24 protein-coding genes and 1 riboswitch are annotated in these 23,463 nt (G+C 70.7%); of the genes, 18 read left to right on the forward strand and 6 right to left on the reverse strand.

Features of this window, described 5'->3' with window-relative positions; all coding sequences use genetic code 11:
- Window positions 1–2 precede the first annotated feature (2 nt).
- On the reverse strand, window positions 3–494 hold the full coding sequence (locus tag ABT158_RS28700; RefSeq protein WP_352358541.1) for an inorganic diphosphatase: 492 nt from the start codon (window positions 492–494) through the stop codon (window positions 3–5).
- Window positions 495–580: 86 nt separating this feature from the next.
- On the opposite strand from ABT158_RS28700, the gene dacB reads away from it, so the two are divergent.
- The 11 genes from dacB to ABT158_RS28755 all read left to right on the forward strand — a co-directional run bounded on the left by dacB (window position 581) and on the right by ABT158_RS28755 (window position 10,219).
- The gene (gene dacB / locus ABT158_RS28705; RefSeq protein WP_352358543.1) at window positions 581–1,996 is read left to right on the forward strand and encodes a D-alanyl-D-alanine carboxypeptidase/D-alanyl-D-alanine endopeptidase; all 1,416 of its coding nucleotides are present in this window, start codon (window positions 581–583) and stop codon (window positions 1,994–1,996) included.
- Window positions 1,997–2,043: 47 nt separating this feature from the next.
- Window positions 2,044–3,120 (forward strand): Rv3626c family coenzyme F420 biosynthesis-associated protein, encoded by a 1,077-nt coding sequence (locus ABT158_RS28710; RefSeq protein WP_352358545.1) that lies wholly within the window; start codon window positions 2,044–2,046, stop codon window positions 3,118–3,120.
- A 50-nt stretch (window positions 3,121–3,170) separates the two neighbouring features.
- Window positions 3,171–4,175 (forward strand): tRNA lysidine(34) synthetase TilS, encoded by a 1,005-nt coding sequence (gene tilS, locus ABT158_RS28715; RefSeq protein WP_352358547.1) that lies wholly within the window; start codon window positions 3,171–3,173, stop codon window positions 4,173–4,175.
- A 10-nt stretch (window positions 4,176–4,185) separates the two neighbouring features.
- Window positions 4,186–4,737 carry a hypoxanthine phosphoribosyltransferase gene (gene hpt, locus ABT158_RS28720; protein ID WP_352318606.1) on the forward strand — a complete coding sequence of 184 codons (552 nt, stop codon included), beginning with the start codon at window positions 4,186–4,188 and terminating at the stop codon, window positions 4,735–4,737.
- Between the two features lie 238 nt (window positions 4,738–4,975).
- Entirely contained in the window at window positions 4,976–6,970 is a 1,995-nt protein-coding gene (ftsH, locus tag ABT158_RS28725) for an ATP-dependent zinc metalloprotease FtsH (RefSeq protein ID WP_352358549.1), read from the forward strand.
- Window positions 6,967–7,545, forward strand: coding sequence for a GTP cyclohydrolase I FolE (gene folE / locus ABT158_RS28730; protein ID WP_352318609.1), 579 nt, complete (start codon window positions 6,967–6,969; stop codon window positions 7,543–7,545). The genes ftsH and folE overlap by 4 nt, the downstream gene beginning before the upstream one ends.
- A 66-nt stretch (window positions 7,546–7,611) precedes the next feature.
- The gene (folP, locus tag ABT158_RS28735) at window positions 7,612–8,469 is read left to right on the forward strand and encodes a dihydropteroate synthase (RefSeq protein ID WP_502911577.1); all 858 of its coding nucleotides are present in this window, start codon (window positions 7,612–7,614) and stop codon (window positions 8,467–8,469) included.
- The gene (locus ABT158_RS28740) at window positions 8,466–8,912 is read left to right on the forward strand and encodes a nuclear transport factor 2 family protein (protein WP_352358552.1); all 447 of its coding nucleotides are present in this window, start codon (window positions 8,466–8,468) and stop codon (window positions 8,910–8,912) included. The genes folP and ABT158_RS28740 overlap by 4 nt, the downstream gene beginning before the upstream one ends.
- The gene (folB, locus tag ABT158_RS28745; protein WP_352358554.1) at window positions 8,902–9,267 is read left to right on the forward strand and encodes a dihydroneopterin aldolase; all 366 of its coding nucleotides are present in this window, start codon (window positions 8,902–8,904) and stop codon (window positions 9,265–9,267) included. Before ABT158_RS28740 ends, folB begins: the two co-directional genes overlap by 11 nt.
- Window positions 9,264–9,767, forward strand: coding sequence for a 2-amino-4-hydroxy-6-hydroxymethyldihydropteridine diphosphokinase (gene folK, locus ABT158_RS28750; protein WP_352358556.1), 504 nt, complete (start codon window positions 9,264–9,266; stop codon window positions 9,765–9,767). The genes folB and folK overlap by 4 nt, the downstream gene beginning before the upstream one ends.
- Window positions 9,764–10,219: a DUF3180 domain-containing protein gene (locus tag ABT158_RS28755; RefSeq protein ID WP_352358558.1), complete on the forward strand. Its 456-nt coding sequence runs from the start codon at window positions 9,764–9,766 to the stop codon at window positions 10,217–10,219. The genes folK and ABT158_RS28755 overlap by 4 nt, the downstream gene beginning before the upstream one ends.
- Here ABT158_RS28755 and ABT158_RS28760 read toward each other — a convergent pair.
- Window positions 10,216–11,283 (reverse strand): acyltransferase family protein, encoded by a 1,068-nt coding sequence (locus tag ABT158_RS28760; protein ID WP_352358560.1) that lies wholly within the window; start codon window positions 11,281–11,283, stop codon window positions 10,216–10,218. The genes ABT158_RS28755 and ABT158_RS28760 overlap by 4 nt on opposite strands.
- The gene (locus tag ABT158_RS28765) at window positions 11,280–12,425 is read right to left on the reverse strand and encodes an NADH-quinone oxidoreductase subunit D (protein ID WP_352358562.1); all 1,146 of its coding nucleotides are present in this window, start codon (window positions 12,423–12,425) and stop codon (window positions 11,280–11,282) included. Before ABT158_RS28765 ends, ABT158_RS28760 begins: the two co-directional genes overlap by 4 nt.
- 123 nt (window positions 12,426–12,548) lie before the next feature.
- Here ABT158_RS28765 and ABT158_RS28770 point away from each other — a divergent pair, with 123 nt between their 5' ends.
- Entirely contained in the window at window positions 12,549–13,232 is a 684-nt protein-coding gene (locus tag ABT158_RS28770) for a DoxX family protein (RefSeq protein ID WP_352358564.1), read from the forward strand.
- 3 nt (window positions 13,233–13,235) lie between these two features.
- Here ABT158_RS28770 and ABT158_RS28775 read toward each other — a convergent pair whose 3' ends face one another.
- Entirely contained in the window at window positions 13,236–14,531 is a 1,296-nt protein-coding gene (locus tag ABT158_RS28775; RefSeq protein ID WP_502911578.1) for an aminotransferase class V-fold PLP-dependent enzyme, read from the reverse strand.
- A gap of 46 nt (window positions 14,532–14,577) precedes the next feature.
- A riboswitch (SAM riboswitch) is annotated at window positions 14,578–14,693 on the reverse strand.
- Between the two features lie 72 nt (window positions 14,694–14,765).
- Between ABT158_RS28775 and ABT158_RS28780 the strand changes: the two genes are divergently transcribed.
- Window positions 14,766–15,968, forward strand: a complete 1,203-nt coding sequence (locus ABT158_RS28780; protein WP_352358566.1) for a cytochrome P450 — start codon at window positions 14,766–14,768, stop codon at window positions 15,966–15,968.
- On the opposite strand, the gene ABT158_RS28785 is transcribed toward ABT158_RS28780, so the two are convergent.
- On the reverse strand, window positions 15,952–16,914 hold the full coding sequence (locus tag ABT158_RS28785; protein ID WP_352358568.1) for an SAM-dependent methyltransferase: 963 nt from the start codon (window positions 16,912–16,914) through the stop codon (window positions 15,952–15,954). The genes ABT158_RS28780 and ABT158_RS28785 overlap by 17 nt on opposite strands.
- A 194-nt stretch (window positions 16,915–17,108) precedes the next feature.
- Here ABT158_RS28785 and ABT158_RS28790 point away from each other — a divergent pair, with 194 nt between their 5' ends.
- From ABT158_RS28790 to ABT158_RS28810, 5 genes are all read left to right on the forward strand, one after another.
- Complete coding sequence (locus ABT158_RS28790; protein ID WP_352358570.1) at window positions 17,109–17,333, forward strand: chaplin family protein; 225 nt, start codon at window positions 17,109–17,111, stop codon at window positions 17,331–17,333.
- 334 nt (window positions 17,334–17,667) lie between these two features.
- Entirely contained in the window at window positions 17,668–18,558 is an 891-nt protein-coding gene (locus tag ABT158_RS28795; RefSeq protein ID WP_352358572.1) for a Rossmann-like and DUF2520 domain-containing protein, read from the forward strand.
- A gap of 22 nt (window positions 18,559–18,580) precedes the next feature.
- Window positions 18,581–19,414, forward strand: a complete 834-nt coding sequence (panC, locus tag ABT158_RS28800) for a pantoate--beta-alanine ligase (RefSeq protein WP_352358574.1) — start codon at window positions 18,581–18,583, stop codon at window positions 19,412–19,414.
- Window positions 19,415–19,498: 84 nt separating this feature from the next.
- A complete protein-coding gene (locus tag ABT158_RS28805; RefSeq protein ID WP_352358576.1) occupies window positions 19,499–22,024 on the forward strand; it encodes an L-aspartate oxidase in 2,526 nt (841 codons plus the stop codon).
- A gap of 3 nt (window positions 22,025–22,027) precedes the next feature.
- Entirely contained in the window at window positions 22,028–22,810 is a 783-nt protein-coding gene (locus tag ABT158_RS28810) for a type III pantothenate kinase (protein ID WP_352318636.1), read from the forward strand.
- 65 nt (window positions 22,811–22,875) lie between these two features.
- On the opposite strand, the gene ABT158_RS28815 is transcribed toward ABT158_RS28810, so the two are convergent.
- Complete coding sequence (locus tag ABT158_RS28815) at window positions 22,876–23,352, reverse strand: hypothetical protein (RefSeq protein WP_352358579.1); 477 nt, start codon at window positions 23,350–23,352, stop codon at window positions 22,876–22,878.
- Window positions 23,353–23,463: the final 111 nt, after the last annotated feature.

Here is a 23,463-nt window from a genome sequence, read left to right on the forward strand (position 1 = left end):
GATCAGTGGTGACCCGCGTCCTTGGCCCGGTGGAACGAGCGCTCGATCTCGGCCTCGGCCTCGATGCGCCCGACCCAGTTGGCGCCCTCGACGGACTTGCCGGGCTCAAGGTCCTTGTAGACCTCGAAGAAGTGCTGGATCTCCAGCCGGTCGAACTCCGACACGTGGTGGATGTCCTGGATGTGGTGCATCCGGGGGTCGGTCGAGGGCACGCACAGGACCTTGTCGTCGCCGCCCTTCTCGTCGGTCATCCGGAACATGCCGACCGCGCGGCAGGTGATGTAGCACCCCGGGAACGTCGGCTCCTGGAGCAGCACCAGCGCGTCGAGCGGGTCGCCGTCCTCGCCGAGGGTGTGCTCGATGAAGCCGTAGTCGGCGGGGTACTGCGTGGAGGTGAACAGGAGCCGGTCAAGCCTGATCTTTCCGGTCTCGTGGTCCACTTCGTACTTGTTCCGTTGCCCCTTGGGAATCTCAACGACAACGTCGAACTCCACCGCGGTTCCTCCGCTCAAGGCCCCCGGGAAGTCCCGGCTGGGCGTTAATGTCTCGTAGGCGAACACCAGGAGAGAGGTCAGGCGACGTGGCGCGGCACGAGCGTTCGATGATGCTGGCCACTCTCGCCGTGCTTCAGATCGTCACGATCGTCATCGGCGTCTACGCCATGACCAGCGACTTCAACCTGAGCGCGCTGACGAGGCAGCCGTCACCGATCGGGCCGACGGCGTCTCCCCGGGGAATCCCCCCCGCCCCCGTGGTCACCTCGGGGCCTGTGCTGGCCCAGCTTTCGGCGACGTCAGGGGACGGACCTCTCCCGACTAAGAGTACTTTGACCCGCCAGCTCACCGACGCGCTGGGTGACAAAGCACTCGGCGGCCGGGTGGGCGCGGTCGTGCTCGACGCCGCCACCGGCGCCCGGATCTTCGCCTCCAACCCCGACACGGGCATCACCCCGGCCTCCACGAACAAGGTCGTCACGACCACGGCGGCGCTCGCCTCGCTCGGCCCCGACACCCGCTTCTCCACCCGTGTCGTCCAGGGCCGCGCGCCCGGCGCGATCGTCCTGGTGGGCGGCGGCGACCCGCTGCTCGCCGGGCCGTCGGCCAGGCTCGGCTACCCCAAGCAGGCCACCCTCGCCACCCTGGCCGCCCGGACCGCCGCCGCGCTGAAGGCCAAGGGCGTCAGGAAGGTCACGCTCTCCTACGACGACAGCCTGTTCACCGGGCCGGACATCGCGCCCGGCTGGAAGCCCAACTACGTGCCCGACGGCGAGGCGGCCCCCGTCCACGCCCTGGCCATGGACGAGGGACGCCAGCGCCCCGGCGCCCGGCCCCGCGTGCCCGACCCGGCCGCGTACGCCGCCGCCGCCTTCGCCCGGCTGCTGCCCAGGTACGGCGTCACCGTCTCCAAGGACGTCCGCCAGGAGCGGGCCGCGGCGGGCGCCGCCGAGCTGGGCAAGGTCGACTCCGCCCCCCTGTACGCCCTGGTCGAGCACACCCTGACCCACAGCGACAACGACATGGCCGAGGCCCTGGCCAGGCACGTCGCCATCAAGGAGGGCAAGGAGGCGTCGTTCGCGGGGGCCGCGGAGGCGGTGATCGGGGTCATGCGGCGGCTCGGCGTGACCAAGGGCGTCAGCGTCGCCGACGGCAGCGGCCTGTCCATCCGCAACCGGGTCAGCGCCGACGCCATGGCCAGGATCATCGCCATCGCCGGCTCGGCCGCGCATCCCGAGCTGCGGGCCGTCGACTCGGGCATGCCGATCGCCGGCTTCTCCGGCACGCTGGGCAACGGCAAGCGCTTCACCCGCGCCGACAGCAAGGGCCAGGTCGGCCTCGTCCGCGCCAAGACCGGCACGCTCAACAACGTCAACACCCTGGCCGGTCTGGCCACCACCAAAGACGGCCGGCTGGTCACCTTCGCCTTCCTGGCCGACGACGTGCCGGTGAACGCCGAACCCGTGCTCGACAGGCTCGCCGCGATCGTCGCGCGATCCTGACCGCCGCTTCTTCGCAGGCGTGACGAGAACAACGTACGGTGGACGTCATGCAGGTGATCGACTGGGATCTGGCCGTCACGACCGGCACGCGCCTGGTGCGCCCCGGTCCTCAGGTGAGCAAGGAGGAGGCCAGGCAGGCCGTCGCCGAGCTCCGCACGCTGTCACGTGAGGCCGAGGGCCACGTGCGCGAGTTCACGAAGATCCACACCGAGACCGCGCCGCAGCCCGCGACCATCGTCGACCGGCCGGGCTGGATCAAGGCCAACGTGGAGGGCTTCCGCGTGGTCCTCGAACCGCTGACCCAGCGCATGGGCGGCGGAGACAACCCGCCGCCCGCCATCGTCACCGCGGTGGGCTCGCGCATCACCGGCGTCGAGGTCGGGGCCGTCCTCGCCTTCCTCGCCTCCCGGGTGCTCGGCCAGTACGAGCTGTTCCTGCCGCCCGACCCGACCGGCCAGGAGGCGACCGGCCGCCTGACGCTCGTGGCGCCCAACATCGTCCACGCCGAGCGCGAGATGAACGTCGTGCCCCGCGACTTCCGCCTGTGGGTGTGCCTCCACGAGGAGACCCACCGCGTGCAGTTCACCGGCGTCACCTGGCTGCGCGAATACGTCAGGTCGCAGATGACCGAGTTCCTGCTCGCCTCCGACCTCGACCTGCCCACCCTCCTCGACCGCCTGCGCAACGCCGCCGACACGGTGGCCGACGTGGTCAGGGGCGGCGAGGGCAACCTGATCGACGCCATCCAGTCGCCCGCCCAGAAGGAGATCCTCGACCGCCTGACGGCCGTGATGACCCTGGTGGAAGGCCATGGCGACTTCGTCATGGACGCCGTGGGCCCCTCGGTGGTCCCGTCGGTCTCGGAGATCCGCGCCAAGTTCGCCCAGCGCCGCGAGGGCGGCTCCCGGCTCGACCGCACCGTGCGGCGCCTGCTGGGCATCGAGGTCAAGATGAAGCAGTACGCCGAGGGCTCCGCGTTCGTCCGCAAGGTGGTCGACCGGGTCGGCATGGACGGCTTCAACAAGGTCTGGACCTCCCCGGAGACTCTGCCCACCACCCCCGAGATCGCCGACCCCGACGCCTGGATCCACCGCGTCATCGGCACCCCGGCCCTTCCCGCCTGACGTCCCTTCCCGGCCGTCGTGACGTGCGGCCGGTTCCCACAGCCGGGACAATGGCTCCTGTGGGTCCCCGTCCAGCCGTCGCCGACGTGCGCCGGGCCGTCCGCGAGGCGCTGACCGACCTCGCCGGCACCGGCGCGCTGGTCCTGGCCGCGTGCAGCGGCGGCGCCGACTCGCTGGCCCTGGCGGCGGCGCTGGCCTTCGTCGCGCCCCGCTCCGGCCTGCGCGCGGGCCTGGTCACGGTCGACCACCAGCTCCAGCCGGGCTCGGCCGACCGCGCCCGGCAGGTCGCCGGCATCGCCGCCGATCTCGGTCTGACCCCGGCCGAGGTGCTCACCGTCACCGTCGGCACCGACGGCGGTCCCGAGGCCGCCGCCCGGGAGGCCAGATACGCCGCGCTGGCCGAGGCGGCCGACCGCCTGGGGGCCGCCGCCGTCCTGCTCGGCCACACCCGCGACGACCAGGCCGAGACCGTCCTGCTGGGCCTGGCCAGGGGGAGCGGCCTGCGCTCGATCTCCGGCATGGCCGCCCGCGCGGGCCGCTACCGCCGGCCCTTCCTCGGCCTGTCCAGGGCCACGACGGTCGCCGCCTGCGCGGCCATGTCCCTCGTCCCCTGGGACGACCCGCACAACGACGATCCCCGCTACACCCGAGTCCGCGTCAGGAAGCGGATCCTGCCGATGCTCGACGAGGAACTCGGCCCGGGGGTGGCCGAGGCGCTCGCGCGGACCGCCGGAATGGCGCGGGAGGACGCCGACGCCCTCGACGAGTGGGCCGAATCGGCGTTCCCGAATTGCGCTCTTAGCGATATCGGAGAGTCCGTCGTGCTGTCCGTACCCGAGTTGGAGAAACTGCCCGACGCCGTGCGCCGCAGAGTGCTGCGGCGCGCGGCCATCGCGGCGGGCACGCCCTCCGGCGCGCTTTCCGCCACCCACGTGCTGGCGGTCGATCGGCTGGTCACGCAATGGCACGGGCAGAAGGCGGTGGATCTACCCGGAGGTCTGTCCGCAGTTCGGCGGTATGGCACCCTGATACTCGCCATCAGTCCCATCGTTTAAGGAACCACAGGTGGACGCTGCCGACATGGGCAAAGACCTGGAGAAGGTCCTCATCCCCGAGGACGACCTCCAGGCCAAGATCAAAGAGCTTGCCGGGCGCATCGACGAGGACTACGCGGGCAAGGACGTCCTGCTCGTGGGCGTGCTGAAGGGCGCGGTCATGGTGATGGCCGACCTGGCCAGAGCCCTGCACGTGCCGGTGCAGATGGACTGGATGGCGGTGTCGTCCTACGGCGCGGGCACCAAGTCCTCCGGCGTCGTGCGGGTGCTGAAGGACCTCGACACCGACATCTTGAACCGCCACGTCCTCATCGTCGAGGACATCATCGACTCGGGCCTGACCCTCCACTGGCTGCTGGAAAACCTGAAGTCACGCAATCCGGCGTCGTTGGAGATCTGTGCCGCCCTGCGCAAGCCGGACGCGGTGAAGGTGCCGATCGACGTGAAATACGTCGGCTTCGACATTCCCAACGAGTTCGTCATCGGCTACGGGCTCGACTACGCGGAGCGCTACCGCAATTTGCCGTTCATCGGAACGCTCGCCCCGCACGTTTATAAGTAGTAATCCCGGCCATGGCCGGGAACATCGCGCAACGTGACGTACGTTGATAGGGCAAGACCGGTGTAGCGGGCGGGTCCCTCCGTGCGCCGTGCCGGTGTACCTTCAGACTCCGGAAGGGTGACCGCAAGTCCCCTTCGGGTAGTCAGAAGTCGCGGTGTCGGATGCCGCGGCCCCGGGCCAGCCCGGGGTTCCAGGCCATGGTCAGGAAGGGACGGGCCCGCAAGGGGTTCCGCATCGGATGGATCTCAAGCGATTTACACGTGGGCCACTGCTGTGGATCCTGGGCATCGTCGTGCTGCTCCTGCTCGTCACCCAGCTCTGGAGCGGCGGGGGCAATTTCAAGCAGGCCGACACGTCCACGGTCCTCCAGCAGATTCGCGCCGGCAATTTCACCAGCGCCAAGGTCGTCGACAAGGACAATCGGGTCGAGCTCACCCTCATCAAGCCGATCGTCGTCCGGCCGGGTGACGCCCCGGCGAAGCTGATCCAGTCCAACTGGGTCAGCGGTTACGGCGCGAAGCTGACCGACGAGCTGCAGGCCCAGGTCGACGCCAACAAGACGAAGAGCTTCACCACCGAGGTGCCCCAGGAGAACTTCCTGCTCAGCATCCTGGTGAGCTTCCTGCCGATCGTCATCATCGTGCTGATCTTCCTGTTCATCATGAACCAGATGCAGGGCGGCGGCTCCCGGGTGATGAACTTCGGCAAGTCGAAGGCCAAGCTCATCACCAAAGACACCCCCAAGACCACGTTCGCCGACGTCGCCGGCGCCGACGAGGCCATCGAGGAGCTCCAGGAGATCAAGGAGTTCTTGCAGGCCCCGGCCAAGTTCCAGGCGATCGGCGCGAAGATCCCCAAGGGCGTGCTGCTCTACGGCCCGCCCGGCACCGGCAAGACCCTGCTGGCCCGCGCGGTCGCGGGCGAGGCGGGCGTGCCCTTCTACTCGATCTCCGGCTCCGACTTCGTCGAGATGTTCGTCGGCGTCGGCGCCTCCCGCGTGCGCGACCTGTTCGAGCAGGCCAAGGCCAACGCCCCGGCGATCATCTTCATCGACGAGATCGACGCCGTCGGCCGCCACCGCGGCGCCGGCCTGGGCGGCGGTCACGACGAGCGCGAGCAGACCCTCAACCAGCTGCTCGTCGAGATGGACGGCTTCGACGTCAAGGGCGGCGTCATCCTCATCGCCGCGACCAACCGGCCCGACATCCTCGACCCGGCGCTGCTGCGTCCGGGCCGTTTCGACCGGCAGGTCACGGTCGACCGTCCCGACCTGGAGGGCCGCAAGGGCATCCTCAAGGTCCACGGTCGCGGCAAGCCGTTCGCGCCTGACGTCGACCTCGACGTCATCGCGCGCCGCACCCCCGGGTTCACCGGCGCCGACCTGGCCAACGTGATCAACGAGGCGGCCCTGCTCACCGCGCGGGCCGACCAGAAGCTGATCACGATGGAGGTCCTCGAGGAGTCGATCGACCGTGTCATGGCAGGGCCCGAGCGCAAGTCGCGGGTCATGTCCGACAAGGAGAAGAAGATGATCGCCTACCACGAAGGCGGTCACGCGCTGGTGGCGCACGCGCTGCCCAACTCCGACCCGGTCCACAAGATCACCATCCTGTCCCGCGGCCGCGCGCTCGGTTACACCATGACGCTGCCGATGGAGGACAAGTTCCTGGCCACCAGGTCCGAGATGATGGACCAGCTCGCGATGCTGCTCGGCGGCCGCGCGGCGGAGGAGCTCGTCTTCCACGAGCCCACCACCGGCGCCTCCAACGACATCGAGAAGGCCACGGCGGTCGCCCGCCGCATGGTGACCGAGTACGGCATGAGCGAGCAGCTCGGCGCCCGTAAGTTCGGCACCGGCCAGGCCGAGGTGTTCCTCGGCCGCGAGATGGGCCACGAGCGCGACTACTCCGAGAAGATCGCCTCCTCCATCGACGAGGAGGTCCGCCGGATGATCGAGACAGCGCACGACCAGGCCTGGGACATCCTGGTCGAATACCGCGACGTGCTCGACAACCTGGTGCTGGAGCTCATGGAGAAGGAGACCCTCTCCCGCGAGCAGGTCCTGCAGATCTTCGCCCCGGTGGTCGTCAAGGAGCACCGGCCCTCGTACGCGGGCTACGGCAAGCGGCTGCCCTCCGACCGCCCGCCGATCCTGACCCCGAAGGAGCAGTCGGCCAACGGCTCGCTCACCTCCGGCCACCAGGACGCCTTCCAGTCCGGGGACAGTGCGTGACCCAGCACGAGGTTGACCTGGGGCGGATCGAGAAGGCCGTACGCGAGATCCTCTACGGCATCGGCGAGGATCCCGACCGCGACGGCCTGCTCGAGACGCCCGCCAGGGTCGCCCGCGCGATGGCCGAGCAGTTCTCCGGGCTCGGCCAGACCCCCGAAGACGTGCTCAACAAGGTCTTCGACGTCGACCACGACGAGATGGTGCTGGTCAGGGACATCGAGGTCTACTCGACCTGCGAGCACCATCTGGTCCCGTTCCACGGGGTGGCCCACGTGGGCTACATCCCCAACGAGCGCGGCCAGGTGACCGGGCTGTCCAAGCTGGCCCGGCTGGTCGATGTCTTCGCCCGCCGTCCGCAGGTGCAGGAGCGCATGACCTCGCAGATCGCCGACGCCCTCATGCGGGTGCTGGAGCCGCGCGGGGTCATCGTGGTGGTCGAGGCCGAACACCTGTGCATGACGATGCGCGGCGTGCGCAAGCCGGGGGCCAAGACGGTCACGTCGGCGGTCCGCGGCGACTTCCGTACCAGCGACAAGACCCGCTCCGAGGCGATGGCGCTGATTCTCGGCAGGTGACGATCGTTATCCACAACTGGGGACCCGAGATGTCGGCAGGTGTGGGGGAACGCCTAGGCTTGCCCCATGACTAGCGTGCCCATCAACGTGCCGGGCGGTACGGAGCGGTGCCTCGTCATGGGCGTGGTCAACGTGACCCCCGACTCCTTCTCCGACGGCGGCCTGTGGTTCGACGAGGAGGCCGCCGTCCGGCACGGGCTCGACCTGGTGCGGGAGGGCGCCGACATCGTCGACGTGGGCGGCGAGTCCACCCGTCCCGGCGCCGCGCGGGTGTCGCTGGAGGAGGAGCTGGCCAGGGTCGTCCCGGTGATCCGGGCGCTCGACGCCGAGGGCGTGGCCGTCAGCGTCGACACGATGCGCGCCGAGGTCGCCAGGGCCGCGGTCGAGGCGGGCGCCAGGCTCGTCAACGACGTCAGCGGCGGCCTGGCCGACCCCGAGATGCCGCGCGTGGTCGCCGCTACGGGAGCGCCCTACGTGGTGATGCACTGGCGCGGCCACAGCCATGACATGGACAGCCGCGCCGTCTACGCCGACGTCGTGACAGAGGTGCGCGAGGAGCTCAGCAAACGGGTCGATCTCGTGCTGGCCGAGGGGGTGTCCCCCGAGCAGATCGTGCTCGATCCCGGCCTCGGCTTCGCCAAGAACGCCGAGCACAACTGGGCGTTGCTGGCCGGCATCCCGCAGCTCGCCGAGCTGGGCTACCCGCTGCTGATCGGGGCCTCGCGCAAGCGGTTCCTCGGGCGGCTGCTGGCCGGCCCCGACGGCGCGCCCCGCCCGTTCAGCAGGAGCGACGACGCAACGCTGGCGGTCACCGCGCTGGCGGCTCAGGCGGGGGCCTGGTGCGTGCGCGTGCACGAGGTAGGTCCCAATGCCGATGCCGTGCGCGTGGCGGCCGCATGGAAGAGAGCCGGAGCAGGCACATGAGCGTCGACACTTCCGCGATCGAGACGGTCAACGAGGAGTTCTACACCGCGATCGAGAGCGCCGATCTCGACAAGATGACCGAGATCTGGGCCGAGGACACCGCCGACGACCAGGTGAGCTGCGTCCATCCCGGCTGGACGTTGCTGAGCGGCCGGTCGGAGGTGCTGCGGTCGTGGGCGCTGATCATGGCCAACACCACCTACATCCAGTTCGTGCTGACCGACGTCAACACCACCGTGCTGGGCGACGTGGCCGTGCTCACCTGCGTGGAGAACATCCTGACGGCGGGCGAGGAGGGCGAGTCCAGCTTCGCCGCGGGCAAGGTGGTGGCGAGCAACGTCTACATCCGCACCGCGCAGGGCTGGCGGCTGTGGATGCACCACGGCTCCCCGGTGCTCCAGGGAGACGACGACGAGGACGAGGAGGGCGAGCTTGAGGTCTGACCGCATCGCTCTCAAGGGCCTGCGGGCCAGGGGCAGGCACGGCGTGCTGCCCGCCGAGCGGGAGCTCGGCCAGGAGTTCGTGATCGACGCGACGTTGTTCCTCGACACCGCCCCGGCCGCGGCCGGCGACGACCTCACCAAGACCGTCCACTACGGCGAGCTGGCCCAGGCGCTGGTCGAGGTGGTCGAGGGCGAGCCGGTCGAGCTGATCGAGACGCTGGCCCAGCGGCTGGCCGACGTCTGCCTGGCGAGCGAGCTGGTGCACAAGGTCGAGGTGAGTGTGCACAAACCGGCGGCGCCGATCCCGCTGCCGTTCGACGATGTGATCGTGACGATCGAGCGGAGCCGCGCATGAAGGCCGTCCTCGCTCTCGGCAGCAACCTGGGCGAGCGGTTCCAGACGTTGCAGGGAGCCATCGACACGTTGTTCGACGCCCCTGGCCTGGAGTTCGTCAAGGTGTCCCCGGTCTACGAGACCGACCCGGTCGGGGGGCCGGGCGGCCAGGAGCCGTACCTCAACGCGGTCGTCGTCGCCGAGACCGCGCTGCCGCCGCGCACGTTGCTGGAGCGGGCGCTGGGCGTGGAGAACGCGTTCGGCCGGGTGCGTGCGGAGCGGTGGGGGCCGCGTACGCTCGACGTCGACCTGATCGTCGTGGGCGAGACCGTGTCCGACGACCCCGAGCTGACGTTGCCGCATCCCCGGGCCCACGAGCGGGCGTTCGTGCTGGTGCCCTGGTCGGTGATCGACCCCGAGGCCACGGTGCCGGGCAGGGGCCGGGTGGCCGACCTGCTGGCCGAGCTCGACCGGCACGGCGTGCGCCTGCGTGACGACCTGAAGCTGCAGAGGCCCGATTGAAGCCGACGCATCCCGGCCGGCTGGCCGCTCTCCTGCTCGTCGTCGCCCTGGTCGTCTGGGCGGCGGTCCGGCATTTCTACTCCGACCTGCCCATCATGCCCTGGACGGCCATCCCGACCGTGCTGCTGCTCGCTCTCGGCGAGGGTTACAGCGGATGGGTGACCAAGGCCAGGATCGCCAGGAAGCCCGACACCAAGCCGGTCGAGCCGCTGGCGGTGGCCCGGCTGGCGGCGCTGGCCAAGGCGTCGGCGTACGCGGGGGCGGTGTTCGCCGGGATGTTCGCCGGGTTCGCCGCGTACACGCTGCAGATCTTCGACCGGGAGACGCCGCGCTCGGAGTTCTTCGTGGCGGCCGGGTCGTTCGTGGCCTGCGTGGTGCTCGTCTGCGCGGCCCTGTACCTGGAACACTGCTGCCGGATCCCGAAGGACTCCGACGAGCGCAAACCCGACTAGCGGCGGCGGCCGAAGAGGTAGATGACGGGCAGCGTGCAGATCAGCGGCCCGACGATGGCGATCGGCCGTTCCAGCCACCACTTCAGGTCGGGCGGGATCTTCGTGCCGAGGTTGCCGAACAACCACCACGACAGCCCTAAGGCGATCGCCATGCCGGTCGTGTGGAACAGGAACAGCGGCAGGGCGTAACGGTTGATGAAGGAGTTGGCGCGGGCCCAGCGGGGGCGGTCGAGCACGCGTTCCATGGCCGGGCGCAGCACTTCCACCAGGCCGATCTGGAAGATCAGCAGGGCGACGATGACGAACGTGGGCGGCGCCATGTTCGACCACTTGTCGCCCGGCACGCCCACCATCGAGCCCGGGTAGATGCCCGAGTAGACCAGGCCGATCAGGGCGAACAGGCCGGTCCACAGGATGCCGACGTCGTACCGCCGGGGCAGGACGACGATCCGGTCGTAGAAGAAGCCCGCCTGGTGGGCCAGCCCCCAGACGATGATCATGTTGAACCAGCCGGCCCACTCGTAGCCGTAGCGGAAGCGCACGACGTCAACCACCAGGGCCGAGCCGCCGAGCCAGATGAGGGCCAGCACGTCGTAGCGCTTGTGCAGCCACAGAGCCACCGGCAGCAGCGCGATCAGCACCAGGTAGACGCCGAGGAACCACAGCGGGCTGAGCACGAGCAGCACCACCCGCCACATCCACTCCACGTGGAACGCCCAGGTGACGATCGCCCCGACGGAGATCCACACACCGCACAGGAACAGCGCGGGCAGCGACAGCGCGCGGATGCGCCGCCAGACGAACGCCCCGATGCCGACGCCGCGCGCCTGGGCCCGGTTCCAGGACAGCAGGTGCACGTGGCCGCCGACGTAGAAGAACAGCGGCAGCACCTGGAGCAGCCAGGTCAGGATCCACAAGCCGGAGGTGAAGCCGAGCGGGCTGGTGGGCTCGGGCCCGCTGGGCTTCCACTCCAGGATCGTGAACGCCCAGTGCCAGACCACCACGACGATGAGGCTGAGGGCGCGCAGCCAGTCGACGTACTTGTCGCGTTCGGGAGTGCTCACTTGTCGATGTCACCCACGACGAAGAACATCGAGCCCAGAATGGCGATCATGTCGGCCACCAGGTTCCCGGGCAGCAGCTCGCGCAGCGCCTGGACGTTGCCGAACGACGCCGAGCGCAGCTTGAGCCGCCACGGCGTCTTGTCGCCCTTGGAGACCAGGTAGTAGCCGTTGATGCCGAGCGGGTTCTCGGTCCACGCGTACGTGTGGCCCTCGGGCACCTTGAGCACCTTCGGCAGGCGCTGGTTGACGGGCCCGGGAGGCAGCTCGCGCAGCCGGGCGACGCACGCGTCGGCCAGGTCGAGGGAGATCTTGAGCTGCTCGAACAGCACCTCGAACCGGGCGTGGCAGTCGCCGTCGCGCCGGGTGACGACCGTGACCGGCAGCTCCCCGTAGGCCAGGTACGGGTCGTCGCGCCGCAGGTCGAGGTCCACGCCGGAGGCGCGCGCGATGGGCCCGCTGACGCCGTACTGGAGGATCTGCTCGCGGGTCAGCACGCCGACGCCCTTGGTGCGGGCGAGGAAGATCTCGTTGTTCAGGATGAGGCCCTCGATGTCGGGCACCCGGCGGCGGGTCTCGGCGACGGCCGCGGCGACCCGGTCGAGCCAGCCGAGCGGCAGGTCCTCCTTGAGGCCGCCGACCCGGTTGAACATGTAGTGCATGCGCCCGCCGGAGATCTCCTCCATGACGGCCTGGATGCGTTCGCGCTCGTTGAAGGCGTAGAAGACGGGGGTGATCGCGCCCAGTTCGAGGGGGTAGGAGCCGAGGAACATCAGGTGGTTGAGCACCCGGTTGAGCTCGGCCAGCAGCGTACGCGCCCACACGGCCCGGACCGGCGTCTCCATGCCGAGCAGCCGTTCGGCGGCCAGCACGACGCCCAGCTCGTTGGCGAACCCCGACAGCCAGTCGTGCCGGTTGGCGAGCATGATGATCTGGCGGTAGTCGCGGACCTCGAACAGCTTCTCCGCGCCCCTGTGCATGTAGCCGATGATCGGCTCGGCCGCCTCGATGCGCTCGCCGTCGAGGGTGAGCCGGAGCCTGAGCACGCCGTGCGTGGAGGGATGCTGGGGGCCGATGTTGAGGATCATGTCCTCGGTCGCCAGCTCCTTCGCGCCGGCGCCGATCCCGACCACGCGTTCCGTCATAGGGCCCATGCTGCCACCGTCCCACGGGGTGATCCAGCGTGGGGGATGGTCAAGGAATCGTATGGCAACGCATCCCGAAGCCAGACATGGGGATCAATACCGGGAACGGGGGGAGAAAGCACTGTGAAGAGAGTCCTGTTTGATGTGGCGGCCCTGATCTCCCGGGTGGTACTCGGGGTGATCTTCGTGGCGCACGGCTGGCAGAAGTGGCAGGGCGGGCTCGGTGCCGCGGCGGGGCAGTTCCGGGAGATGGGCGTGCCCATGCCCGAGTTGTCGGCCGGCTTCGCCGCCATCGTCGAACTGGTCGGCGGCGCCCTGCTGATCCTCGGCCTGCTGGTCCGGCCGGTGGCGTTGCTGCTGCTCATCGACATGATCGGCGCGATCGTCTTCGTGCACGCGGGCCATGGGGTGTTGTCGCAAGGCGGGGGATGGGAACTGCCGGCCGCGCTGGGTGCGCTGTCCTTGATGCTCGCCGCGCTGGGTGGCGGCCGCATCGGGCTCGACGGCATCTTCCACTCGACGTACCGCCGCCGCAGGGAACGCCAGCTCGCCGAGGACGACCTCGCCGCGCACCGGCCGGCCCGCCGCGCCGAGCCGACGACGGTCGTCACCGAGGGGCCGGCCACGCAGGTCGGGCCCGAGGGCGGCCCGACGACGCCGGCCCGGCCCGCGGGCGAGGCCGAGCAGCCCAACGTGCCGCGGCAGCCCAACGCGCCGCGTCCCGGGCACCTCAACGACGAGGACATGCGGGACATCGACGCCCTGGTGTCCGACGAGCCGCACCAGCAGAAGCCGCCCAACCGCTGAGCGTCAGCGGCTGACCAGGTCGCGCAGGGCCTCGATCAGGCGGTCGACGTGCTCCTGCGTGCTGCCGATGCCGATGGAGGCGCGGACCGCAGAGGCGGTGCCGTCCTCGCAGCCGCCGTCGGAGGTGCCCAGCAGGTGCCGGACGAACGGGTGTGCGCAGAACTTCCCGTCCCGCACGCCGATGCCGTACTCGCCGGACAGCGCCTCGGCCACCTCCCGGGCCGAGTAGCCGTCCACGACGAACGACACGATCCCCACCCGCGGGTGGTCCTCGCCCCACAACGACAGCTCGCGCACCCCGTCGATCGAGGCCAGACCGGTACGCAGCCGGGCGATCAGCCGCTCCTCCTCGCGCACCAGCTCCGTCCACCCCGTGGCGGTGAGCGCGTCGCAGGCGGCGGCCAGGGCGATGGCGCCGAGCACGTTGGGGGTGCCGGCCTCGTGGCGGGGCTCGGGGTCGTCGTGCCACTCGGTGGTCTCGCCCACCGAGCGCACCGCGCCGCCGCCCTTCAGGTACGGCTCGCCCGCCGCCAGCCAGTCACGGCGTCCGACCAGCACGCCGGCGCCGAAGGGCGCGTACAGCTTGTGGCCGGAGAAGGCCACGTAGTCCAGGTCGAGCGCGGTCAGGTTGAGCCTGCGGTGCGGGACGAGCTGGGCCGCGTCCACCAGGATCCGGGCGCCGTGCCGGTGGGCGATGTGGGCGAGGGCGGCGATGGGCCACAGCTCGCCGGTGACGTTGGAGGCGGCGGTGACCACGAGCAGCTTGGGGCCCTCGATCCCGGCCAGCGCCTCGTCGGCGGCGCGGACGGCCTCGCCCGGGAAGGCGGGCGGCGCCAGGCGCACGGACCGCTCCCAGGGCAGCAGCGAGGCGTGGTGCTCGGAGTCGAAGACGACGACGGTCGTGCCCTCGGGCAGGCAGCCGGCCAGCAGGTTGGTGGCGTCGGTGGTGTTGCGGGTGAAGATGACGGCGTCGTCCGGGCGGGCGCCGACGAAGGCCCGGACCGTGTGGCGGGCCTGCTCGTACCGGGCGGTGGTGAGCTGGGAGGCGTAGCCCGCGCCGCGGTGGACGCTGGAGTAGGCCGGGAGCGCGGCGGCGACGGCGGCGCTGACCGGCTCAAGACAGGGGGCGCTGGCCGCGTAGTCGAGGTTGGCGTAGCTCACCAGCCGGCCGCCCTTGACCGGCACTTCGAGGTCGGCGCCGAGCACGGCGGGGATCGACCGTCCGGAGACGGCGGCGGGGGCGGGGCCCTCGGCGGCGGCCTGGGCGGGAACGGAGTTGAAGATCGTCAGCGTGGACACGGCACAGCTCCTCACGGGTCGGTCGGACCCCTGGGAGCAGCCACGGAGCCCGCGCTTGCCCGCCACACCTCGTGACGGACCAGGTCTTCACCCGGGGCACCCCGCCGCGGACGCGAGGGTTGCCGGCCAGCTAGCCGGGGCTTGTCGCTGGCACTCATGACCTACGACGGCACTATAACCGACACCCGGGCATGATTCGCAAGCTCAGCAGGTCAACCCGTCTCATAAGATGAAATGGTGCGCTTTGATCCCTGGAATCCGGATTTCGTCGTCGACCCCTATCCGGCGTACGACGAGCTGAGGCGCGAGGCGCCCGTCCGCTACTTCGAGCCGTCCAACCAGTGGCTGATCTCCCGGCACGCGGACGTGAACGCGCTGCTCAGGGACCGGCGGCTGGGCCGCGACTACACCCACGTCGCCACGCACGAGGAGTTCGGCCGGCAGCCCGCGCCGGAGTTCCAGGAAGCCTTCTGGCGGGTCAGCAGGAACGGCATGCTGGAGGTCGAGCCGCCGGACCACACGAGGCTGCGCCGGCTGGTGTCCAAGGCGTTCACGCCGCGCATGGTCGAGTCGCTGCGCCCGCGCGTCCGGGCCATCGCCGAGAGCCTGATCGACGCCTACGTCGAGAAGGGCGGCGGCGACCTGATCGCCGAGGTCGCCGAGCCGCTGCCGGTCACCGTCATCGCCGAGATGCTCGGCGTCCCCGAGCAGGACCGTCACCTGCTGCGCCCGTGGTCGGCCGACATGTGCGGCATGTACGAGCTCAACCCCAGCCTGGAGACCCAGCACCAGGCGGTGCGCGCCGCCGAGGAGTTCGAGTCCTACCTCAAGGACCTGGCCCGCGACCGGCTCGCGAACCCTGGCGAGGACCTGGTCAGCGCCCTGGCCGCGATCCCCGAGCTGACCCTCGACGAGCTGGCCGGCACCTGCGTGCTGCTGCTCAACGCGGGCCACGAGGCCACGGTCAACGTCACCGGCAACGGCTGGCGGGCCCTGCTGAAGAACCCGGGCGAGCTGGCCCGGCTGCGCGCCGACCGTTCGCTGCTGCCGACCGCCGTCGAGGAGCTGCTGCGCTACGACACCCCGCTGCAGCTCTTCGAGCGCTGGGTGCTGGAGGACATCGAGGTGCACGGCGTGCGGATCCCGCGCGGCTCGGAGGTCGCCTGCCTGTTCGGCTCGGCCAACAGGGACCCCGAGGTGTTCGAGGACCCGGACCGGCTCGACCTGGGCCGTCCGGACAACCCGCACATCTCCTTCGGCGCCGGCATCCACTTCTGCCTGGGCGCGCCGCTGGCCAGGATCGAGCTGACGGAGTCGTTCACCGCCCTGCTGGACCGGGTCGGGACGATCGAGCTGCGCGCGGAGCCGGTCTACAAGCCGGGCTTCGTCATCCGCGGCCTGCGCTCGCTCGACCTCGACGTCACCGGCTCTGGGTGAGCCAGCCGAACCCGCCGAGCCCGGCCGGATCGATCAGCTCGCCCTCCTCCGACGCCCTCGCCAACGCGCGCACGTAGCCGCGCGGATCGGTGCGGGCGAGGTCGACCGGCGGCCGGGCGCCGGTGAGGCCCAGCGCCCGCAACATGTCACGCTGTGTGGACAAGGTTGTGGATATCGCGCCGGCCCGCCGCCCGGCCTCGGCGCACGCGTCGAGCGCGACGTGGGCGGTGATGTCGCAGGTCCCGTCGGGGACGGGGGCGACGACCGCGCCGTCGCGGTAACCGGTCAGCGTGCCACAGAGCGGTCGGTTATCCACAGGGTGTGCATAATCCACGGCTATCGCCCGGCCGCGGGCGAGGCGTACCAGAACGGAGGCCCAGGCGTCGTCACGGGGGCGGCCGATCTCGGCGCGGGTGCCCACGTGCGGCAGCGGCCACCAGCGGTCGAGCCATTCGCGGTCGGCGGGCCGCAGCGGGCCGCCGAGGCGCTCCTCCCCGGTGCGGGTGTTGACCATGACCAGCCGCGGGCCGCCGGAGGTCTGCTCGGCCACGTCGAGCGGGATGTTGTCGAGCCACTCGTTGGCGACGGCCAGGCCGGTGATGCTGGACGGCAGGCAGCGGCGCCACTCGACCTCGTCGGGCAGGCCAGGGGGCCTGGGTGACAGGTCGACGCACGTGACCCGGAGCCGGTCGCGCAGAGCGGGCTCGGCCAGGTCGAGGACGCGGCGGACCAGCACGCCCTCGCCCGAGCCGATGTCGACCAGGTCGAGCCACTCGGGGCAGCCGAGGTCGGAGTCGACCTCCGTCAGCAGGGCCAGGACCGCCTCCGCGAACACGGCGGAGGCCCCGACCGAGGTGCGGAAGTGGCCCGAAGGACGTTCGCGGAGGTAGAAACCCTCCTCGCCGTAGAGCGCGCGCTCTGTGGCGGCGCGCCAGGTGAGCCACATGACGCTGACTATCTCATGACTCAAGCCATCAACACGCTAAGTCATTGATTGACTACACTTGGTCGCTACATTGCGCTAACGTTTACGTACTGTCACCGAGCGACTGCGTTTCGCCCATCCGCGGTAAGCGGCGAGCCGGTTCGCTCCACCAAAGCATTGCGGCCGCCCCGGCCGCATACTGAGAGGAGCCCCCCGTGAAGAAGACTCTGGTCATGGCAGGTGCCATTGCCCTGCTGGCGCTGGCGGCCCCCGCGTACGCCGACGACGTCACCCACGGCAACAACGGCATCCTGAGCGGCAGCCCGATCCACCTCCCCATCACCGCCGTCGTGCCCGTCTGCGGCAACAACATCGGCATCCAGGCCGTGCCGATCAACGGCTGCCAGGGGAGCCCCAACACCGCGGTCTACAGCCGCTGAGTCAGGGAGAGCCCGGACCGCTCGCGCGCGGTCCGGGCTCTGATCCCGGCCGGTCAGTCGGCGGATGACCGGTCAGTGCACCTCCAAGAGGTCGCATCCAGGCGGGCGTCGGGTTGTCAGGACTCGGCGCCCGTCGTCGTGCGTGGACCCCTCTCCTCATCTCTTTCGACAGGGGGTGCACGATTCGTATGCCCCTGTCGCATTTGTCGTTAACTCAACGCGCGGTAAAGCGGCGGACATGCCTGACCGCGTTCGTCGGCCCCTGACATGTGCGCCGCCGCCCGCCGGTTACGCTGGTCGGCAGTGCCATCACGGTCGACAGGGGTGAGACGTCATGGACGCAGGTGATCGCCCGGCACGGCTGACCGTCGGCGTGCTCGGCGCGGGCAAGGTCGGCTCCGCGCTCGGCGCCGCGCTGGCGCAGGCGGGCCACCGGATCGTCGCCGCGAGCGGGGTCTCCGACAGGTCGCGGAGGTGGGCCGCCGAGCGGCTCGGGGTGGAGCTGACGCGGCCCGACGAGGTGGTGGCCGCCGCCCAGCTCATCCTGCTGACCGTCCCCGACGACGCGCTGCCCGACCTCGTGGCCGGCCTGGCCCGTACGGGCGCCGACCTGCAGGGCAAGCTGCTCGTCCACACCAGCGGCGCGTACGGCCTGTCGGTGCTCGAACCCGCCGCCGGGGTGGGCGCGCTGCCGCTCGCGCTCCACCCGGTCATGACCTTCACCGGCCGCGACGACGACCTCAACAAGATCACCGGCATCTCGTTCGGCGTCACCGCGCCCGACATGCTGCGGCCGGTCGCCGAGGCGCTGGTGATCGAGATGGGCGGCGAGCCGGTCTGGATCGCCGAGAGCGACCGCGCGCTCTACCACGCGGCCCTGGCCAACGCCGCCAACCACATGGTCACGCTCATCGCCGAGTCCGAGGAGCTGCTCGGGCGCATCGGCGTCGAGCACCCGGGCCGGATGCTGGGCCCGCTGCTCGGCGCGGCGCTCGACAACGTGCTGCGGCTGGGCATCGCCGGGCTGACCGGGCCGGTCGTCCGCGGCGACGCCGGCACGGTGCGCAAACACGTCGACGCGCTGATCCTGGCCGCCCCCGAGGCCGCCGACGCCTACATCGCGCTGGCCCGGCTCACCGCCGACCGGGCGCTGGCCGCGGGGCTGCTCAAACCGGAGGAGGCGGAGCGGCTGCTCGACGCGCTTGGGGGCAATATATGGACCTGACCGTCGGGTGTGGAGGGCAGCAATGGATCTGATCGTGGCCGGCAACCGGGACGACCTGGCGAAGGTCCGTGGCACGGGCAGCGTGGCGCTGGTCCCGACCATGGGCGCGCTGCACGAGGGCCACCGGTCGCTGATCAGGGCCGCCCGGGTACGCGCCGACCAGGTCGTGGTCAGCATCTTCGTCAACCCGCTGCAATTCGGTCCTAACGAGGATTTTTCACGCTATCCCCGTACGTTCGACGCCGACCTGGACGTGTGCCGGGAGGAGGGCGTGCACGTCGTGTTCGCGCCCTCGCCGGAGGACATGTACCGCCCCGACCGGCAGGTGAGCGTCTGCGCGGGCGAGATGGGCACGATCGTCGAGGGCGCCTCCAGACCGGGCCACTTCGACGGCGTGCTGACGGTGGTGCTCAAGCTGTTCAACCTGGTCCGCCCCGACGTGGCGATCTTCGGCCAGAAGGACGCCCAGCAGCTCGCCGTCATCCGCCGCATGGTGGCCGACCTCGACCTGGCCGTCGAGATCGTCGGCGCGCCCACCGTGCGCGAGCCCGACGGCCTGGCCATGTCCAGCCGCAACCGCTACCTGTCGGCGCGTGACCGCACGGTCGCGCTGGCCCTGTCCCGCGCCCTGCGGGCGGGCGCGGCCGAGCTCACCGCCGGCGCGATCCGGTCCACCGCCCGCGCGGTGCTCGACGAGGCCGGCCCCGACCTCGACCTCGACTACCTGGCGCTGGTCGATCCGGCCACGTTCAAGGAGGTCGACGACGCCTACGAGGGCTCGGCCGTGCTCGCCGTGGCGGCCCGGGTGGGCGGCACCCGGTTGATCGACAACGTCGTCCTGAGCCTTCGTCCCTGATCCGTACGGTGCCCCCGGGGCATGTCCACGCTGCGGCAGGCGTTATCGTCATAGTGACGAAATCGCCTCAGTGAGGAGACCCCCATGAGTGCACCGGCGATTCCCCGGCGTCTGACGGCCCCCGAACCCGGCTGGACGGTCGAAGCGGACGTGGTCGTCGTCGGCTCCGGCGTCGCGGGCCTGACCGTGGCGCTGCGCCATGCCGAGCTGGATCCGGCGGCCAAGGTCCTGGTCGTCACCAAGGACGTGCTGTCCGCCGGGTCCACCAAGTGGGCCCAGGGGGGCATCGCCGCCGTGCTGGACCCACGCGACACCCCCGACGAGCACCTGAGCGACACGTTGCTCGCCGGGGTCGGGCTGTGCGACACCAGAGCCGTGCGAACCCTGGTGACCGAGGGGCCGGGCGCGCTGCGGCGGCTCATCGAGCGCGGCGCCCGATTCGACCGCACCCCCGACGGCGAGCTCCAGCTCACCAGGGAAGGCGGCCACCGTCGCCACCGGATCGTGCACGCCGGCGGCGACGCCACGGGCGCCGAGGTGCAGCGGGCGCTGGTCGAGGCGGTGCGCGCGAGATCGATCGAGGTGATCGAGCACGCGCTCGTGCTCGACCTGCTCAAGGACGCCCGCGGCCGGGCCAGGGGCGTGACCCTGCACGTCATGGGCGAGGGCGCGCGTGACGGCGTCGGGGCGGTCCTGGCGCGGGCGGTGGTGCTGGCCACCGGCGGCATGGGCCAGGTCTACGCCGCGACCACCAACCCGGTGGTGTCCACCGGCGACGGCGTGGCGCTCGCGCTCAGGGCGGGGGCGGTCGTGCGCGACATCGAGTTCGTGCAGTTCCACCCGACCGTGTTGTGGCTGGGGGAGGGCTCGACCGGCCAGCAGCCGCTGATCTCCGAGGCGGTCAGGGGCGAGGGCGCCTTCCTCGTCGACCACGAGGGCAACCGGTTCATGCAGGGCGTGCACGAGCTGGCCGACCTGGCCCCGCGCGACGTCGTGGCCAAGGCGATCACCAGGGTCATGAGCGAGACCTGCCGCGACCACGTCTTCCTCGACGGCCGCCACTTCGGCAGGGACAAGTGGGAGAGCCGCTTCCCCACCATCTACGCCGTCTGCCGGGAGCACGGCATCGACCCGGTGACCGAGCCGATCCCCGTCTCCCCGGCCGCCCACTACGCCAGCGGCGGCGTCCGCGCCGACCTGTCCGGCCGTACCTCGATCGAGGGTCTGTACGCCTGCGGCGAGGTGGCCTGCACCGGCGTCCACGGCGCCAACCGGCTGGCCTCGAACTCGCTCCTTGAGGGCCTGGTCTTCGCCGAGCGCATCGCCGAGGACATCCACCGGACGCGTCCCGAGCCGGGCGAGCCGGTCGCCGGGCGGGCCGCGACGGGCCTGGTGGACCCCAGGGTCAGGCCCAGGATCCAGGCGCACATGAGCGCCGGCGCCGGGGTGCTGCGCAGCCGCGCGTCGCTGCAGGCCACGTCGAAGGCGCTGCGCGACGCCCTCTGGACGCCGGTCGAGGTGCCCGCCTGCACCGAGTCATGGGAGGCGAGCAACCTCCTCACCGTCGCCGCCGTCCTGACCGGCGTGGCGGCGGCCAGGCTGGAGACGCGCGGCTCCCACTGGCGCGAGGACCACGAGAGCCGGGACGACAATGAGTGGCTGGGTCACCTGGACGTGACCCTGACCGAGGAGGGCCTTCGCATGACGTACACCCCGCACGGCGAGGCGATGCCGCCGCGGCTGGCGCAGGAGCTGACCGCCGCCGGGCTCGACCCGGCCGAGGTCGACGCGCTGATCGACCGCGCGCTCGAAGAGGACCTGCAGGAGGCGGGCGACGTCACCAGCCTGGCCACGATCCCGGCCGAGCAGCGTTCGGCCGCCGACGTGGTGGCCCGCAAGGACGGCGTGGTGGCCGGGCTGGCCGTGGCCGAGGCGGTCTTCCTCCGGCTGGGCGCCGGCCGGACCGAGCGGCGGGCCAAGGACGGCGAGCGGGTGGCGGCCGGCGACGTGCTGATGACGGTCGAGGGCCCCACGCGGGCCGTGCTGACCGCCGAGCGCACCGCGCTCAACCTGCTCACGCACCTGTCCGGGGTGGCCACGCTGACCGCCAGGTGGGTGGCCGCGATCGAGGGCACGCGGGCGCGGGTGCGCGACAGCCGCAAGACCCTGCCGGGTCTGCGGTCCCTGGAGAAGTACGCCGTGCGCTGCGGCGGCGGCGTCAACCACCGCATGTCGCTGTCGGACGCGGCCCTGATCAAGGACAACCACGTGGTGGCGGCCGGCGGCGTGGCCGAGGCGTACCGCGCGGTGCGGGAGCGCTTCCCCGAGGTGCCGATCGAGGTCGAGATCGACCGGCTCGACCAGCTGGAGCCCCTGCTGGACGAAGGCGCGGAGGAGATCCTGCTGGACAACTTCACGGTCGAGGACACCGTACATGCCGTACAAATCGTGAAAAGTCGGGCGAAAAACAGGGTTGCGCTTGAAGCGAGTGGGGGATTGACCTTGGAATCGGCTCGTGATGTGGCTGAAACTGGCGTTGACTACCTTGCGGTGGGAGCGCTCACCCACTCGGCGCCGGCCCTGGACATCGCACTGGATTTGCGGGGGTAATTGATGCTGCTCACGATCGACGTCGGCAACACGCACACGGTGCTGGGGCTGTTCGAGGGCGAGGACGTCATCGAGCATTGGAGGCTGGCCACCGACGCCCGCCGCACCGCCGACGAGATCGCCGTCGTCCTCCAGGGGCTGCTGGCCCAGTCACCCCTGCTCAAGGGCGCCGACATCAGCGGCATCGCCATCTGCTCGACCGTGCCGAGCGTGCTCAACGAGATGCGGGAGATGTGCCGCCGCTACTACGGCGACGTCACCGCCGTCATCGTGGAGCCCGGCGTGCGCACGGGCGTGCCGGTGCGCATGGACAACCCCAAAGAGGTGGGCAGCGACCGCATCGTGAACGCCCTGGCCGCCATCGACCAGTACGGCGGCCCGTGCATCATCGTCGACTTCGGCACCGCCACCTCCTTCGACGCGGTGTCGGCCAAGGGCGAGTACGTCGGGGCGGTCACCGCCCCCGGCATCGAGATCTCGGTCGACGCCCTGGCCGCCGCCGGCGCCCAGTTGCACAAGGTCGAGCTGGTCAGGCCGCGCTCGGTGATCGCCAAGAACACGGTCGAGGCGTTGCAGGCCGGCATCATCTACGGCTTCGCCGGCCAGGTCGACGGCATCGTCGAGCGCATGGCCGCCGAGCTGGCCGACGACCCCGACGAGGTGACCGTCGTGGCGACCGGCGGCCACGCGGCGCTGGTGGTCGGCGAGTCGCGCTCGATCGACGTGCACGAGCCGTGGCTGACCCTCATCGGCTTGCGCCTGATTTATCACCGCAATACCGCTTAGAACGTGACAAGCGGCCCCCGTTCGAGAAGGGGGCCGCCTGTCGGTCGTGATGTCACCTATGAGGGTCACGCGTCCTCGGCGCTGTAGAGCTCGCTCCACGGGCCGCACCTGGTGGCGAAGGTGCCCTGCTCGGGAACCTGGCAGACCTTGACGCGCAGGGTGAAGACGTCGTTCTCCTCGAAGTGGAACTTCTTGTAGCCCGGGGACCCGCAGTACTTCCTGGTGTAGACCGTGGACCAGTCGCCGTCGGAGTCCTCGGCCTGGAACTTCACGTACGCGCACTTGCCGCCCTCGTCGTAGTCGCGGTCGTCCAGGTCGTACAGCCGGCCGGTGACGTGGACGTCGTTGGAGTCCTCCTCGTCCCACTCGACGCTGACGTGACCCTGGGCCTTGGCCAGGTGCTGCTTGGCGTACACCGGGCCCCAGTAGTCGGAGTAGTCGTCGAAGTCGGCGGTGGTGGCGCTGGCGGCCGAAGGAAGCGACAGGGCCACGGCGCTGGTGGCGGCGATGGCGAGGATGCCCGTCGCGATCTTCTTCATCATGATCTCTCCCGGAGCTCCCCTCGGGCCGGCTCCTTGCCGGCTCCCCCCGGAGCTCGTGAGTCATTGGTACAAAAGGGTCCTTGCAGCGCCCCTGCAGGGAACCGTCACGAG

Origin of the sequence: Nonomuraea sp. NPDC001636 (assembly GCF_040298265.1) — a bacterium.
In the GTDB taxonomy this organism is placed as follows: domain Bacteria; phylum Actinomycetota; class Actinomycetes; order Streptosporangiales; family Streptosporangiaceae; genus Nonomuraea.